This is a genomic window from Allomesorhizobium camelthorni, from assembly GCF_011045125.1.
In the GTDB taxonomy this organism is placed as follows: domain Bacteria; phylum Pseudomonadota; class Alphaproteobacteria; order Rhizobiales; family Rhizobiaceae; genus Allomesorhizobium; species Allomesorhizobium camelthorni.
In genome coordinates this window covers 15,941-29,151 of sequence record NZ_JAAKZF010000045.1, presented here as the reverse complement: position 1 = coordinate 29,151, position 13,211 = coordinate 15,941, and the positions used below count along the sequence as shown (strand labels likewise).

The window sequence follows — 13,211 nt, the reverse complement described above, 5'->3', positions numbered from 1 at the left end:
TTGGAATGCGCTCGTCTTACTCAGGCTATATTGCAATGCGCGCGTAAGCTTCCGGCGGGGCGTCATTGGCACGCATCAGATCGTGCATGAGAAGCGTCATTTTGCGTTGGATGTCGGGCAAGGAAAGCGGCGAATTCTGCCCGGGATCATTGGTGAGGTCGTAGAGGCGCGTTTCGCTCTCCAGCAGCGCACCCGGACCGTAATTGTCGAACATGGGCGAACGTCCGGTCACCGGGATCTTGAGGACCGGCGCTCCCTTTGCGTCCGCACGGCTCATACTCCCTGCTCGAAGCGCTGGACTGGGGGCGGGATGGGCTTGGGCGGCAGCGCCGGCGGCTGCGGCAACGGGTGGAACTGCGGAGCATGGGTGTCGAGCGACGGCTCGTAGCGCATCATGAACTGGCCTCTGGCCTCTCGGCCGGCATCGTCCTGCAGCTTCTGAATACGGCTGGCCGTTTCGTTCGACCAGGGCAGCACGATCGGCCGCGGCTCCGAGCGAGCGGGATCGTCGAGATATAGATAGATCGCCTCGTCCTGGACAAGCTTCGTCGCCAGCACGCGATGCTCACCGGGTGCGAGATCCCAGACGAGCTTCAGCGGCTTGTGCCAGCCGAGGCTTTCCACCGCAACGGTGGCAATCGCAGGCAGGGCGAAGATAAACAGAAGAACTGTAGCCGCCCGGCCCCAAGTATCGCGCCTCGACCAGATCGCCAGCCAGGCTTCGCCAGCAAACAGAACCAGAATTCCGATCGAAAGCCAGACGACGTATGTCATTGCCCACCTTTTTCCGCTCGGAGCGGGCGGAAGACGGCGTTCATGGAATTCGGCACCACTCGCCCATCGGCATCGAGCCTGAAGCGCAGCGCGGTCTTCTCCTCGCCGTTGACGCGAAGCTCCACCGCGGTTGTGGCGACGGGCCTCGCGCCCTTGCGGTTGTCGCCGGTATTGATCGAGATTTCGACGTCGACCTTCTGCGGTACCACCGAGCATCGATAGCAATGGACGTTGACAATGTACTCGCCGGCGACAATGCCGCGGCTATAGGCGTTCTCGTAGTTGAGCGGTGTAGCGTCCGGCCTGTCGCCGAGGTCGTCGCGCAGCAGGTCGAATAGGACACCGCCCTTGTTGGAGTAGCCGACGGGCACCAGTTCGCCCGGACCTGTCAGCCACAGATCGATGTCGGTATTGCCCGCTGGCCAGGTGATCGCGACCACGACATTTCCGGGAGGAGCGGCGTTGGCGTTCTGAGCGGGCGGATTGACGTGGGGCAGAAGCCAGATCACCATCGCCACGAAGCCGAGCACCATCAAGAGCGTGAAGTCGCGAAAGACCGTACCGGCTGCGCGCCCGATCATGGCTTCATCCTTTCCAGTTCGACCGCGGTCTTCGCCGCCACAGGCGGTTTGCCGGGCGCCCGGTTGATCGGAATCGGGGTCGCATGGTCCGGATCGTATCGGCTGGGAAGGGTGACCGGACGTTCAGCCATCCAGGGCCGATCTATCTGCCAGACCGCCACCCGCTCGCCCCAATAGACCGCGAGCGCGGTCTTCAGCATGCGGATATTGACCTCGTGCCAGAGTGCGAACGACGCGCCGAGCAGCGTTGTGTTGAGAGCGACCCGCATGCCCTGCATGAGTTGGGCGACCGCCGACTGGACGCCGGCCGCGGTGGACAGCCCGCCCTGATCCACGCCCGAAAGCGCCATGGAGAAGCCGACGACGGTGCCCAGGAGACCGAGTGCCACTAGCCATTCGGAAACTGTGCTGAGCCACTCGGTCTTGGCAAGTTCCTTGTCCCGCTGGGCTTCACAGGCTGGCCGCGCTCCCCGCCGCTTCACGTCGTTGAGCCTGAAGCTCACCTGTACGGCCTTACGCCAGGACCACAGCCAGCCCATGAGAAACAGGGCCGTGATGACGAAGGTCAACCGGCTCTGGTCATTCTGGAAGAGAGGCAAAAGGTATCCCGACCACCCTAGAACGGCCGTGACAGCGATCATCAGGCCGTTGAAGATGATGAAGCGGTAAAGCAGGAGGTTCGAGAACATGGTCAGTTCTTTCCCTGAGAAACGACGCGTCCGGATCGCTGTGCGCGGCCGCCGGCCAGCCTCTGCCCAGAACCGCTTTCAGGCGGGAGGTGAAAGACCTCGTCGAACTGCCGGTTGAGGGACTTTTCGACCGTGCGTGCCAGCGCCAAGTACTGGCGCCAATCCGCCTCGCCACCCGGCGAAAGCACGGCGGCGAGATCGCGGGCGATGCGTTCCACTGCAATCATGACGACACTCCATTCTTTGACCGGCCGGAGGTTGCGGTTTCCCGGCCCGGCGCCGGCTGAGGAAGGCAATAAACCGATAAATTCGCATATCGCGCTCCTTGCCTTTGTCTTTCGAGATGGGGAGCCGCAGGCGCCGGCTGTGTGGTCTCCCTCACAGTTCACGGACAAATGAGAAGCTGTGAATGCCTGAGGCGATCGCGGGGCTTGCGCCCGCCCCGCTTCGGCGCTCATCCTCCGTGGATGACAACACAGTCGGATGTACTCGATAAGGTGCGGATTGATTCGGCGACGGAAGTGCGGCGCGCACTGCTCGGCCGTCATCCCGTGCTTGGGCTTCTCGAGGCGCGGGACCTCGACCATATGCTGGCCTTTGCGGTCGAGATGCACTACCCGGAAGGCGCTACCATCTTCCGGAGAGGTGATCCGGGCCGGAGCCTGATGGTCATCGTCGAAGGGCAGGTGAAGATCAGGGTTTCGGCATCGGATGGTAGGGAGGCCGTTCTGGCGGTTCTGCAGGCTGGGGACATCCTCGGTGAAATGGCCATAATCGAGGACAAGCCGCGCAGCGCCGACGCGATCGCTCTGTCACCCAGCAGGATGCTGGTCCTGCATCAGCGCGATTTTATCCCGTTTCTTGAACGAAATCCGAAGGCTGCCATTCGGCTGTTGGCGCTGCTCAGCGAACGTCTCCGGCGCACGAGCGCCCTGCTCGAGGCACGGATGCTTCGCCACTTCCCGGAGCGGCTGGCAAAGGCGCTTCTCGACCTTTGCGAATCCGCTGGCTCCGACTGCCGGCCCGGTGCCCGTCTCGAGCTGCCGCTCCGGCAAAAGGTATTCGCTTCCCTGCTCGGCACCTCGCGCGAGACGCTGAACAAGCAACTGCATGCGTGGCACAACGACGGACTGATCTGCATCCGGCGCGGCTCGATCGTCATTGAACAGCCCGAAAAATTGGCCGAGCTCGCCGACCGGTAGTTCGTATCAAGGAATTGCCACGCGCGTGGCTCCACGCGACCGCGGCGCGTTCCCTTAAGAAGCCCGCCGGGTTTTGGCCAGCGCGACCGCCGATCCGGCGATGCTGCGCCACCGTCGCCGCCCGCGCGTGCCAGGACGCGCAGGGCGATGGCAGCCGAGAGCCCTGCCATCGTCCGCGCATCCAGCGAGGATGGAGACGAAGCTTTGCCGAAATCGCTGGCAAGTACCCGGTGTATCGTACGCTCGAAACAAGCGCCAAAGTCAGCACCTGGTGGAAGGCGCACCCGGCATCGACGAAAATGCATCGGAAACAATAAATCAGGGCTAGGCAGGACGACGCGGCCGCGCAAGGCAAATGAGCCTTGACCCGGTAGCTTGCTGCGGAGCGCGGACTTGTCCGCGAGATCATCCTGCATGCTTTGCGAATTGCCGGACGGGAGCGTGCCATGACCCTATTCGCCGGTTTGAGGCGAGCAATCGCCGCAGTCGCGGTTCCTGTCGCGCTCGTCGCCGGCCTGGCGTCCGCACCTTCATCGGACGCCGGTTCAATCTCGCAAGGTTGATTTTCAGTTGAGAGGGCTTCGGGCGCATCGTTGATGTCGCCTGCGGCATTCATGGCCGATCGGGAGGCTGGGGTGACTGAAACGAGAGATACGCTCCTTGATCGTTTGGGACATTTCCTGGCGCGGCGTCTTCGCAGCGAGAGCTCCGGCTACAAGCCCTACACGCCGTCGGATTATCGCACCCTTTGTGCAACGCTCAGGCCCGCGGACATCTTGCTTGTAGAGGGCAACCAGAGAATATCGAGCGCCATCAAATATCTGACACAATCAACCTGGTCTCACGCGGCGATGTTCACAGGGGACCGGCTTGAGGAACCCGCGGACGGATCGGAACGACCCCGTCTGATCGAGGTCAATCTCGGAGAGGGATGCATCGCGGCTCCGCTATCGAAATACGAGACGTTCAACACGCGAATCTGCCGAGCCAAGGGCCTTACCGAGAGCGAAAGGATCGTTCTCGTCGAGTTCATGGTCGAGCGGATCGGGCTGAAATACGATCTTCGCAACATTTTTGATATGCTGCGGTACTTCGTTCCAACACCGCCGGTGCCAGTGAGATGGCGCCGCAGAATGATCGCTTTCGGGTCGGGTGATCCGACGAGGGCGATTTGCTCCTCGCTCATCGCGCAATCGTTTCAGGCCATCAGGTATCCCATCCTGCCCGATGTTTCCGAGGGGCACTCGAACGGCAATTCGGGATATGCCCGAAACGAGATCCTTCACATTCGCCACCATTCACTGTTCACGCCGAGGGACTTCGATCTGTCCCCGTATTTCGAGATCATCAAGCCGCGCTTGACTTCGAAATTCAACCACAGGCGCCTGGTGTGGAGCAGCGACGTGGAGAGCGATACGCCTGCTCTGGAGAAGGAAAGATCATGAACGGCTGCCATCGAACAGGGCTGCTTTTCGGGATGGCGCTCATGTTGATTGCAAATGCCTATTTCATTGCTTGCTACACATGCGCGAGCCGCGATCAACTCAACGCGAGTTCCCTGGAGTGGAGCACTTTTGGCGCGAGCTGACGAGGGGGCACCCGTTCATCGCGTAACCTCACCACCCTTTGTGAGCCAACTGGGATTGAACCAGCGGTCCGCCGGCCCGTCATACGGTAGACGCGTAACATCCCAGTGGCTGACGAAGCGGGCGTAGGCGTCCCATACCGGTGGACCGCCACCGATGAAGGCGATACGGCCGGCAAAACGCTTGAGCGTGTCTTCGGGATCCATGTGGGAACGCAAGACGACAAGTTCTCGATCGCCGCGAGCGAACGCCGGAATGCTCGCGATCGTCTTGGGACCGGCGAGCAAGACGTGTCCTCTCGTGATATCGAAAAACCGCGCAACGTCAGCGACGAACTCCGGCGATCGGTTGCCTTCCCACGGCAAGCCGCCGTTAAGACCGAGTTGCCCCGATTGGCCGATGGCACAGACTACCCTGACGACGGGCTGCTGCATTGGACCTCCACAGTGCGTGTGCGTGTGATTGCACGGGCGAAGTCTGCAAATCACTAGATGCAACAGTCTCTAGTAATCGCCCGAGCCAAACTCACCCGCAGATTACCACCGATCAAGCAGCGTCCGATATGTCAGACTCCGGCTCGAAAATTCCAACAGGCAGGGACAGCGATCTCGCGATCCGATCACGATAGCCCTTGTTGTATCTCAGACCCGACTCGATATTTTTGATTTCCTCAGCGGCTAGCCCGCACGCCACCGCCAGCTCATCGATCGAATAGCCAAGGTGCTCACGATAAGCGCGGATGATGTGTGTCCCCTCTGACATAGCCCTCAAGACTGTTTCGGGAATGCGCGAATGCTTCATAGACACCTCCAAAAAGAACAGGGATGGCTGATGCAACCGGGAGATTTCCTCCCGACATGGCGATCTCAGCAATTAAATAAACGGACGTCGATCCGGCCGGATCGGCCTCATCCATGAAATGGGCCACCTGAAATTGGCAGCCGGATCAGAATATGGCGGTTCGCCTGGTTCTGATCAAGTCCAAGAGCCTGCCCTATCACGGCCTGGTTGGCTGAACCGCACCATCCCCTGCACAGTCCCACCTAGCGGGGTGCCTCAATCCCATTGCTGACACTTGTCAAAAAAAGCGCTGTTAACCAATTTTTTCAACCCGCCAATGCTTATTCGCGGGGTTGAAGGAGTGAGGTGACCGATGGGTGATTCAAATATAAGCGCATTTCCGCTGCATCGGCGGCGGAAATTGGTGGAGGGGATCGCCCGTGTTCTGGAATCCAAGAACGGCGAAGACGCAAACGCCTTCTGGCGCAGCACCGCCAAACAAATTCTCTTTCAACTGTCCGAATCGGGAATTGCACCCGGGCTCGCCGAACAGGAAGTCGGAGCGCTTCTTCATGCCGTATTAGGCGATATGGCCGCCCGGAGTGCTGCGAAATTTGCACAATAGCATCGGCTCACGAAAGAAATTGCCTCGTGGGGTACGCCGTCGCCATCCTTTAGAGGGCAAATGCCAGGCAGCTCCAAGCGGCCCGCGGTCAATCAGATTGTGTAAAGCTCGATAGGCTTCTCAAATCCCTTCAAGTGGTATTCCCGGCATTCACCTTCAGCCGTTTGGTGCGGGGCTTGATCGCAAACTGCCTTCGTTACAAGAATCCGCCCGGCGTCGGCGACTGACTGGGCGCGGGCTGCGGTGTTCACGACCGTTCCAATCGCGGTGAGATCCCGGTGTGATCGGCCGAACTCTCCGAAGCTGGTTTCACCGGTGTCGATACCGATACCGATGCCGAGATCACTTCCGTCCAAGCCAACGCCATCAGTCGCGAGAAGCTCACGACGCGTATGCCAGCGGCGTTGGATCTCCCGCGCCGCGAGCACGGCACGTCCGGCGTGGTCGTGGTGGTGAATGGGAAAGTTGAATATCGCCATAATCGCGTCTCCGACGGTCTTGTTAAGAAGCCCGTCACATTCCCAGATGGCGGCCGCGCATTCATCGTAGAAGGCATCCAGCAGCGATGAGACAATTTCTGCCGAGAACGACTGCGAAAGCGTCGTATAGCCCCTCAGATCAACAAAAAGCACCGAAACGTCGACTGTGACCTGGCGGGCTTTCATCACCCGCGTGAACATGAGCTCGCAAATCGTGCAGGTGTTCGGATTCATCCGGCTAGGGCGTATGCCAAAGGCGCGAAAGGGAATGGAAGCCGGCCCACGGAGAGGCACTGGCAGCCGCATCTGCTGCCAGCAGCCCTTGCAAATTCTTGATTGAGAAGTCGACACGTGCGGCTGTCCTTCTGTGCGTCGCTCGCAGACTCTCGCACGCCCTGCCAAGAAAATCTCGAGAATAAACCATATCTCCCAAGGAGCTATGCCAGCCAAGGCGGGGCAAGACCGCGTCGATAGCGTATCCAGTCTTCAGAATAGCCTTAAAAAGCGGATAAAGTGGCGACAGAACGATCATCGCGGTGCTTTCCCGTAACCTTACCACCCTCCGTAAGCCAACCGGGATCGAACCGGCGGTCTGCAGGCCCGGCATTTACCTGTTTTATCTGCTCCTTAATGGATGGACTGTCTAACGACGGCGTCTAATAATTTAATCCCACAAATTCTGGAGAATGGTCGGCAATCGGACGGAACTTTCACGAAAGCGTGGTAGTATAGCGAGCGTTGCTGTAGGACCGTCGCGGTGCGTTGGTAGCTAATCGAAGTCCTGCATCTACCCAGCAACTGATCAATGGTCGCAATCCAATCTCTGAGCTTCTCCTTCGCAACGGGCGTGTCGGCGAAAAGGAGCGGTTCATGATAATCGTTAAATGGGTTAGGTAGACGGCCTTCGAGCCTGCCCAATTGTGCGCGGAAAATCTCGCGCTGGAGCATGCACCATTTTTCGAGGTGATCTATCGGTGCGCCCTCCCATTGCTTCCCTGGAACAGCATCCGGACGTCGACAGTTCCTTCGGTCCGGCAACAGTGGGTGCCGTGATCGGCCGGATCGGTTGTCCGCTGTTCGTTCGTGCGGCATGGCAACCGAACCATCATACCTTCTGAGTTTTAACGCATTCCATAACGTCGCCATCGATACTCACCGAGATGGCTCTTTGACAGTCGGCCCAACTCAGGTCGTCATCGATCGTATAGACGTTGGTGCCAATGAAAATAACGAGCGCGTAGAGCAATTTGCCTTCTCCCTCACAACGAGCCCGGCCGAAAGTGGTCGGGCCCGTAAATTGACCCCGCTGAGGAGTTCAAGCTAATTGTCGGATTTCTTCTATGGGACGTCTGTGGCCTGTCTCACATATCGAGAAACTCGGCTGATGACCCCCAGCCGCCAAAGGCTTGGCCGACATTGTGTGATCTCCATCTTCAGTCTAGCATCCTGGTGTCACAGATATATTGAACCGTTCCGGCGGAAGCGGAACCCATGCACATCGGCAAAGCGCGCGCGGTCACCACTGAAATCTGCATCGCGACAGCAGACGCCGTCGAAGTGCGCGGAAAAGATCTCTGCGGCGATCTCATGGGGCGGCTGAGCTTCACTGAGTATTTCTACCTGCTCTTGACCGGGCGCGAGCCGACTGAGGATCAGCGCTATTTCCTGGATCTCCTGCTTGTCGCCATCGCGGAGCACGGCATGATGCCCACCGTCCAGGCCGCGCGGATGACGCACGCTGCGGACCCGAATGCGCTGCAGGGCGCGCTCGCCGCCGGCATCCTTGGCTGCGGCCCGGTGCTGCTCGGCACCTCCGAGCTCTGCGGCACGCTGCTGTCCAAGGCCCGCAAGCGGGTGGCCGAGGGCGAGGACGCCGATGCGGTCGTGCTGGAAATGGCCCGGGAAATCCGCGAATCCGGCGGGAAGGCGCCGGGTTTCGGGCATCCCGTGCACCGGCCGCACGACCCGCGCGCCGAACGCATCCTGGAACTTGCCGACCAGCGCGGCGTCAGAAGCCCGCATGTCGACCTGGCGCGGCGCATGCGCGAAGCGGTGGCGCAGGTCTGGGGAAAGCCGCTGGTCATGAACGTCTCGATGCCGATCGCCGCGGTGCTTCTCGATCTCGACTTCCCGCCTGCGATGATCAAGGCGATCCCGCTGCTTGCCCGCGCCGGCGGCATCCTCGCGCATCTCGCCGAAGAGCAGCAGAACCCCATCGGGTTTGTGCTGGCCGGCCATGCGGAAGCAGCCGTTTCCTACGGCGCCAAGGGCGGGACGTGAGCCATGTTCGATCCGGAGGTGGAGACCCGCTCCTGGCGCGATCAGGCAAGGCAGGACGACGCCAGATACCGCCGGCAGGTCGCATATCTTCTCGCCCGCTCGGCTTTCTACCAGAACAAGCTGAAGCAGGCCGGCTTCACCACCGCCGATGAGATCGGCGGTCTGGAGTCGATCGAAAGACTGCCTTTCACCGAGAAGGACGAGATCAGAGCGTCGTGCAGCGCCGACCATCCGATCGGGACACATCTTGCGGTCCACAGGGAAGAGATCGTGTGCATCTTTTCCACCAGCGGCACCACCGGCACGCCCAGCTATATTCCCCTGACGGCGCAGGATCTTGAAAACTGGGTGGTGACGTCGGCCCGGAGCTATTCGGCCTCTGGCATCGGCCCGGGCGAAGCGATCGTCTCGACCTACAATGCCGGGCCTTTCGTGGCGGGCGCGGCGCTCGGCGCGTTCGACAGGATAGGAATGACTCACATTCCGGTCGGCACGGGAAATACCGAGCGGCTGATGGTCGCGATCCGCCTGCTGAAGCCAGCGGCGGTGGTGATGACGCCATCCTACGCGGCCCATCTCGCGGAGTGGGCGGAGGAGCGGGGCTTCGACCTCAGGGGCTCCAGCGTGAAGCGCGTGCTGGTCGCAGGCGAGCCCGGCGGCGGCGAGCCGGCCCTACGGGCGCATCTCGAGCAGGCATGGGGCGCCAGGGTGACGGAGGCTATGGGCATCGGCGACATCGGCGTCTCGCTGTGGGGCGAGTGCGAAGAGCAAAGCGGCATGCATCTTGGCGGCCGCGGCTTCGTCCACCCCGAACTGATCGATCCCGAAACCGGCGCATCCATCGCAATGGAGGATGGCGCGCGAGGCGAACTCGTCTTGACCCATCTCAACCATCAGGCGGCGCCGCTGCTGCGCTTTCGCACCCGCGACCATGTCCAGGTCTGGACCTCGCCTTGCCGGTGCGGGCGCACCGCGCCGCGGATACGCTGCGTCGGACGGACCGACGACATGCTTCTCGTGCGCGGCGTCAACGTCTTTCCCTCGGCCATTCGCGAAGTCGTCAACCAGTTCATGCCCGATGTGAGCGGCGTGATCCTCGTTAAGCCGCAGGATCCAGGCGTGCGGCAGGAACCGCCTTTGCCGGTGGTGGTCGAACTGGCGAAGGATTATGCTGGTGGTCCGGAACTTGCCGCCCGGATCCAGATGCGCATCCGCGACATGCTCGTGTTTGCGGCGCGGGTCAATCTGGCGCCGTGGGGCACGCTCCAGCGCAGCGAGTACAAGTCGAAGCTGGTGCAGCGCTGACGGCGCCGGCCCGAGGGAGGAGGAAACCCGAATGCGGAAGCTTCAATCGCAGGGAGTTCATCACATTACGCTGGTCGGGGCCGACCGGCAGACCTCGATCGATTTCTGGGAAGGGGTGCTGGGCATGCCTTTCATTTTCGAGCAGCCCAATCTCGACCGCGCCTCGGAAAGCCACCTCTACTTTGATCCAGGCGACGGACGGCTCATCACGGTTTTCACCAATGAGGAACGGAAGCCGGATCCGAAAAGGACGTCGACGGATATCGGCTGCGTCCACCATATCGCCTTCGCTGTCTCCCGCGTGTCCTTCCTGCAGGCGGTGGAGCGGCTCGACGAACGCAACATCAAGCACAGCGGCGTCAAGGACCGCGGCTTCATGGATTCCATCTATTTCGAGGATCCGCTCGGCCTTCTGGTCGAGCTCGCCTCGTATCGGTTCGAGCCGCCGCACGGCTTCACCCACGCCGACGTCTTGATGGAAGCGCACAGGATCAGGGTGCAGCGGAATGAATACGCCATCGCCGAAATCCATCTCGCCGACGCGATAGAGGCGCTGACGGCGCGCTCCCGGTCGACCCTGTCGCCGGACCGCGAACCAAAGAACCCGTATTGAACCACCAAGGGAGGAGTTGAAATGTCCGAGATCAAACTCAACGTGATCAAGCCCAGCGTCAACAATCTGACGGTGCGGGTTTTCCTTCGCGCCGCGGGGCTGGAGTTCAGCGAGCACGATGTCTTTGGCCAGACGCGGCAGGCGGAGTTCCTGGCGCGCAATCCGGCGCACCTGACGCCGATGATCGAGGAGACCGGCCTGCCCAGAGGCGCGCTGTGGGAGAGCTGCGCCATCATGCAGTATCTCTGCAACAAGCATGGCCTGGAGGAATTCTACCCCACAGACCCGGCCCGCCGCGCTATGATCGACAGCGCGATGTTCTACCTGATCGGCACCTTCTATCCCTATCTCGCCAGGGCCACCTATCCGTTGCTCGGCTTCCCGCAATATCCGGGCGAGGTCGGCCACAGCGATGCGGATGCGCCGAGCAAGGAAGCCGCGCGCATGGCGGCCGTCGAGGCCATAGCCGAACCGCTAAGCGTCTTTCAGAGCTTCTACATCGGCGATCAGCCTTTCATCGGCGGGAACAAACCGTCCATCGCCGATATCCGGTTTGCCTGCACGCTCGAGTTCCTGGCCGTCATCGACTATCCGCTGCCGGATTGGGCGAAGAAGTACATGGCCAATATGGAGGAGACTCTGGGTGCGGCATATAGCGAGCCTGCCGCCGATGTGCGCGGCTATATCTCCTATGTGAGATCGAAAGCCGCGTAGCGGAGCCGGCATAGCGAGAGACAGCGAGGCTGGTTGGACAGTCCAACCTCCGCCTGGCCACGCGCTGCGATATGTGTGGCGGAGGATCCTGCCCAATGGCCAATGCCTCCCGTAGGCACGCCACCTGCGCGGGTCGGAAAAGCGGAAGATCGACCCTCAGCAGGGCGGTGTTGACGGCAGCAGAAGGTGCAACCAGAGGCGATTTCGGCTGAATGCGGGAGGAGGATTAATCCACCTTGCGGATCACGCGGCTTCGATCGGCCAACAGCAGCCTGCCGGTCGGTTCGAACAAATTCGCCGGGGCGTTGAGTTCGCTATTTACCTGCACCGGCTTTGCGCAGAATATCGTCGCGTGGGAGGAGGCATTCGGACCCCTTCGATAAATTGCCCGAGTGGCTTCCGACCTCGTTGGTTTCAAGGGAGGACCAATCATGAGGCGTATATTCTCGCTCGCGGCATGCGCCGCGGCGCTACTGTCCGGCGTCTCGTACGCCAACGCACAGTCCGGCAGCGTCGAAAAAGCAGTCGGCGGCTACAACTTCGAAGAAGCCGCAAAAGAGGCGCCCGGCACCAAGGACTTCCATTCGGCCGATGGCAAGCTCACTTTCGCCATCGTGACGCATACGGCCGGCAACGGCTTCTTCGATCCGGTCTATGTCGGGGCGAAGGTCGCCGGCGACATGATCGGCGCCAACATCCTGCTGCTCGGCTCGGAATCACCGACCGACGATCCCGCCCGCGAGATCGAGATCCTCAACCAGATCGTGCAGGACCCCACCGTCGACGGCATAATCATGACCACGCCGCAGGTCGGTGCGTATAATGACATCGTCAAGGCCGCCGAGGCAAAAGGCATCCCGGTCGCCACCACCAACTCGTTCGACGGCACGATCCTCAACCGCAGCGGCATCAGCCACACCGGCCAGGATGCGTCCGCCGCCGCGATCGCCGGCGAGGCGCTGGTAAAATGCCTGGCCGACAAGGGCATCGAAAAGGGCTCGATCGTGCTGCCGTCGTCGACGGCGATGGGCAACATCGAGGTGAACAATCGCGTCACCTCGGCCTTCAACGCGATCGTCAAGGGCCTGAACGAGGCCGGCAAGCTCGAGAATTTCAAGGTCGACGCCGGTCCGGAGAATACTGGCATAGACACCAATCCGAACGATCCGGTCAACGGCATTGTCACGCTGTTCGAATCGCGCGGCGACGTCGTCGGCGCCTTCGCTGGCAACAACGTGTTCACGCCGGCCCTTGCCAAGGCCGTCGCCCAGACCGGAATGACCGGCAAGATCTGCGCCTACGGCTTTGACCTCGGCCCGGCCCAGCAGGACGCATTGAAGAGCGGCGACCTTACCGGCGCGCTCGGGCAGCAACCCTTCCTGCAAGGCTTCTGGCCGGTCATGCAGCTCTGGCTGCAGATCGACCGCGGCATCGCGGCGGCGAACCTCGACACCCGCGCCCAGCTCGTGACGCAGGAGGATGTCGAGAAGGTCGGCAAACGCTTCGAGAACTGAGTCCGCTCGAAACGTCTGAAATCGCTGCGGGAGGGCGCAGGCTCCCGCAGCGCGACAGCAGGGAAACCG

The 13,211-nt window shown here is 61.2% G+C and carries 16 protein-coding genes; 8 read left to right on the top strand and 8 right to left on the bottom strand.

All coding sequences use genetic code 11. The annotated features are described in order from the left end of the window. Positions 1-25: 25 nt before the first annotated feature. From G6N73_RS24010 to G6N73_RS23990, 5 genes are read right to left on the bottom strand one after another with little or no spacing between them, the layout of a single operon-like run. A complete protein-coding gene (locus G6N73_RS24010) occupies positions 26-277 on the bottom strand; it encodes a hypothetical protein (RefSeq protein ID WP_246252505.1) in 252 nt (83 codons plus the stop codon). Then, positions 274-774, bottom strand: a complete 501-nt coding sequence (locus G6N73_RS24005; RefSeq protein ID WP_165032241.1) for a hypothetical protein — start codon at positions 772-774, stop codon at positions 274-276. The genes G6N73_RS24010 and G6N73_RS24005 overlap by 4 nt, the downstream gene beginning before the upstream one ends. Further along, complete coding sequence (locus G6N73_RS24000; protein WP_165032239.1) at positions 771-1,355, bottom strand: hypothetical protein; 585 nt, start codon at positions 1,353-1,355, stop codon at positions 771-773. The genes G6N73_RS24005 and G6N73_RS24000 overlap by 4 nt, the downstream gene beginning before the upstream one ends. Beyond that, the gene (locus G6N73_RS23995; protein ID WP_165032237.1) at positions 1,352-2,044 is read right to left on the bottom strand and encodes a MotA/TolQ/ExbB proton channel family protein; all 693 of its coding nucleotides are present in this window, start codon (positions 2,042-2,044) and stop codon (positions 1,352-1,354) included. Before G6N73_RS23995 ends, G6N73_RS24000 begins: the two co-directional genes overlap by 4 nt. A 2-nt stretch (positions 2,045-2,046) precedes the next feature. After that, positions 2,047-2,271, bottom strand: coding sequence for a hypothetical protein (locus G6N73_RS23990; protein WP_165032235.1), 225 nt, complete (start codon positions 2,269-2,271; stop codon positions 2,047-2,049). 270 nt (positions 2,272-2,541) lie between these two features. Between G6N73_RS23990 and G6N73_RS23985 the strand changes: the two genes are divergently transcribed. Together G6N73_RS23985 and G6N73_RS23980 are read left to right on the top strand one after the other, a co-directional pair. Further along, positions 2,542-3,246 carry a cyclic nucleotide-binding domain-containing protein gene (locus tag G6N73_RS23985; protein WP_165032233.1) on the top strand — a complete coding sequence of 235 codons (705 nt, stop codon included), beginning with the start codon at positions 2,542-2,544 and terminating at the stop codon, positions 3,244-3,246. Between the two features lie 635 nt (positions 3,247-3,881). Continuing rightward, positions 3,882-4,691, top strand: a complete 810-nt coding sequence (locus G6N73_RS23980; RefSeq protein WP_165032231.1) for a C40 family peptidase — start codon at positions 3,882-3,884, stop codon at positions 4,689-4,691. A 158-nt stretch (positions 4,692-4,849) separates the two neighbouring features. Here G6N73_RS23980 and G6N73_RS23975 read toward each other — a convergent pair whose 3' ends face one another. Both G6N73_RS23975 and G6N73_RS23970 read right to left on the bottom strand, forming a co-directional pair. Next, positions 4,850-5,266, bottom strand: coding sequence for a dihydrofolate reductase family protein (locus tag G6N73_RS23975; RefSeq protein ID WP_165032229.1), 417 nt, complete (start codon positions 5,264-5,266; stop codon positions 4,850-4,852). Between the two features lie 112 nt (positions 5,267-5,378). Continuing rightward, positions 5,379-5,633 carry a helix-turn-helix domain-containing protein gene (locus tag G6N73_RS23970; RefSeq protein ID WP_165032227.1) on the bottom strand — a complete coding sequence of 85 codons (255 nt, stop codon included), beginning with the start codon at positions 5,631-5,633 and terminating at the stop codon, positions 5,379-5,381. 352 nt (positions 5,634-5,985) lie between these two features. On the opposite strand from G6N73_RS23970, the gene G6N73_RS23965 reads away from it, so the two are divergent. After that, positions 5,986-6,237, top strand: coding sequence for a DUF6074 family protein (locus G6N73_RS23965; protein ID WP_165032225.1), 252 nt, complete (start codon positions 5,986-5,988; stop codon positions 6,235-6,237). 92 nt (positions 6,238-6,329) lie between these two features. On the opposite strand, the gene G6N73_RS23960 is transcribed toward G6N73_RS23965, so the two are convergent. Beyond that, positions 6,330-7,022, bottom strand: coding sequence for an adenylate/guanylate cyclase domain-containing protein (locus G6N73_RS23960; protein ID WP_165032264.1), 693 nt, complete (start codon positions 7,020-7,022; stop codon positions 6,330-6,332). A gap of 1,185 nt (positions 7,023-8,207) precedes the next feature. Here G6N73_RS23960 and G6N73_RS23955 point away from each other — a divergent pair. From G6N73_RS23955 to G6N73_RS23935, 5 genes are all read left to right on the top strand, one after another. Continuing rightward, positions 8,208-8,996 (top strand): citryl-CoA lyase, encoded by a 789-nt coding sequence (locus G6N73_RS23955; RefSeq protein ID WP_165032223.1) that lies wholly within the window; start codon positions 8,208-8,210, stop codon positions 8,994-8,996. A gap of 3 nt (positions 8,997-8,999) precedes the next feature. Continuing rightward, positions 9,000-10,301 (top strand): phenylacetate--CoA ligase family protein, encoded by a 1,302-nt coding sequence (locus tag G6N73_RS23950; protein WP_165032221.1) that lies wholly within the window; start codon positions 9,000-9,002, stop codon positions 10,299-10,301. Between the two features lie 31 nt (positions 10,302-10,332). After that, positions 10,333-10,914, top strand: a complete 582-nt coding sequence (locus G6N73_RS23945; protein ID WP_165032219.1) for a VOC family protein — start codon at positions 10,333-10,335, stop codon at positions 10,912-10,914. A 21-nt stretch (positions 10,915-10,935) separates the two neighbouring features. Then, on the top strand, positions 10,936-11,628 hold the full coding sequence (locus G6N73_RS23940) for a glutathione S-transferase family protein (RefSeq protein ID WP_165032217.1): 693 nt from the start codon (positions 10,936-10,938) through the stop codon (positions 11,626-11,628). Positions 11,629-12,059: 431 nt separating this feature from the next. Then, positions 12,060-13,142: a substrate-binding domain-containing protein gene (locus G6N73_RS23935; protein WP_165032215.1), complete on the top strand. Its 1,083-nt coding sequence runs from the start codon at positions 12,060-12,062 to the stop codon at positions 13,140-13,142. Positions 13,143-13,211 lie beyond the last annotated feature (69 nt).

Excerpts from the sequence above, each read along its gene's own strand:
- G6N73_RS23945 (WP_165032219.1), top strand. The coding sequence starts at position 10,333 with ATGCGGAAGCTTCAATCGCAGGGAGTTCATCACATTACGCTGGTCGGG.
- G6N73_RS23990 (WP_165032235.1), bottom strand. The coding sequence starts at position 2,271 with ATGATTGCAGTGGAACGCATCGCCCGCGATCTCGCCGCCGTGCTTTCG.
- G6N73_RS23955 (WP_165032223.1), top strand. The coding sequence starts at position 8,208 with ATGCACATCGGCAAAGCGCGCGCGGTCACCACTGAAATCTGCATCGCG.
- G6N73_RS24010 (WP_246252505.1), bottom strand. The coding sequence starts at position 277 with ATGAGCCGTGCGGACGCAAAGGGAGCGCCGGTCCTCAAGATCCCGGTG.
- G6N73_RS23960 (WP_165032264.1), bottom strand. The coding sequence starts at position 7,022 with ATGCGGCTGCCAGTGCCTCTCCGTGGGCCGGCTTCCATTCCCTTTCGC.
- G6N73_RS23975 (WP_165032229.1), bottom strand. The coding sequence starts at position 5,266 with ATGCAGCAGCCCGTCGTCAGGGTAGTCTGTGCCATCGGCCAATCGGGG.
- G6N73_RS23970 (WP_165032227.1), bottom strand. The coding sequence starts at position 5,633 with ATGAAGCATTCGCGCATTCCCGAAACAGTCTTGAGGGCTATGTCAGAG.
- G6N73_RS23940 (WP_165032217.1), top strand. The coding sequence starts at position 10,936 with ATGTCCGAGATCAAACTCAACGTGATCAAGCCCAGCGTCAACAATCTG.
- G6N73_RS23935 (WP_165032215.1), top strand. The coding sequence starts at position 12,060 with ATGAGGCGTATATTCTCGCTCGCGGCATGCGCCGCGGCGCTACTGTCC.
- G6N73_RS23995 (WP_165032237.1), bottom strand. The coding sequence starts at position 2,044 with ATGTTCTCGAACCTCCTGCTTTACCGCTTCATCATCTTCAACGGCCTG.
- G6N73_RS23950 (WP_165032221.1), top strand. The coding sequence starts at position 9,000 with ATGTTCGATCCGGAGGTGGAGACCCGCTCCTGGCGCGATCAGGCAAGG.
- G6N73_RS23965 (WP_165032225.1), top strand. The coding sequence starts at position 5,986 with ATGGGTGATTCAAATATAAGCGCATTTCCGCTGCATCGGCGGCGGAAA.
- G6N73_RS24000 (WP_165032239.1), bottom strand. The coding sequence starts at position 1,355 with ATGATCGGGCGCGCAGCCGGTACGGTCTTTCGCGACTTCACGCTCTTG.
- G6N73_RS24005 (WP_165032241.1), bottom strand. The coding sequence starts at position 774 with ATGACATACGTCGTCTGGCTTTCGATCGGAATTCTGGTTCTGTTTGCT.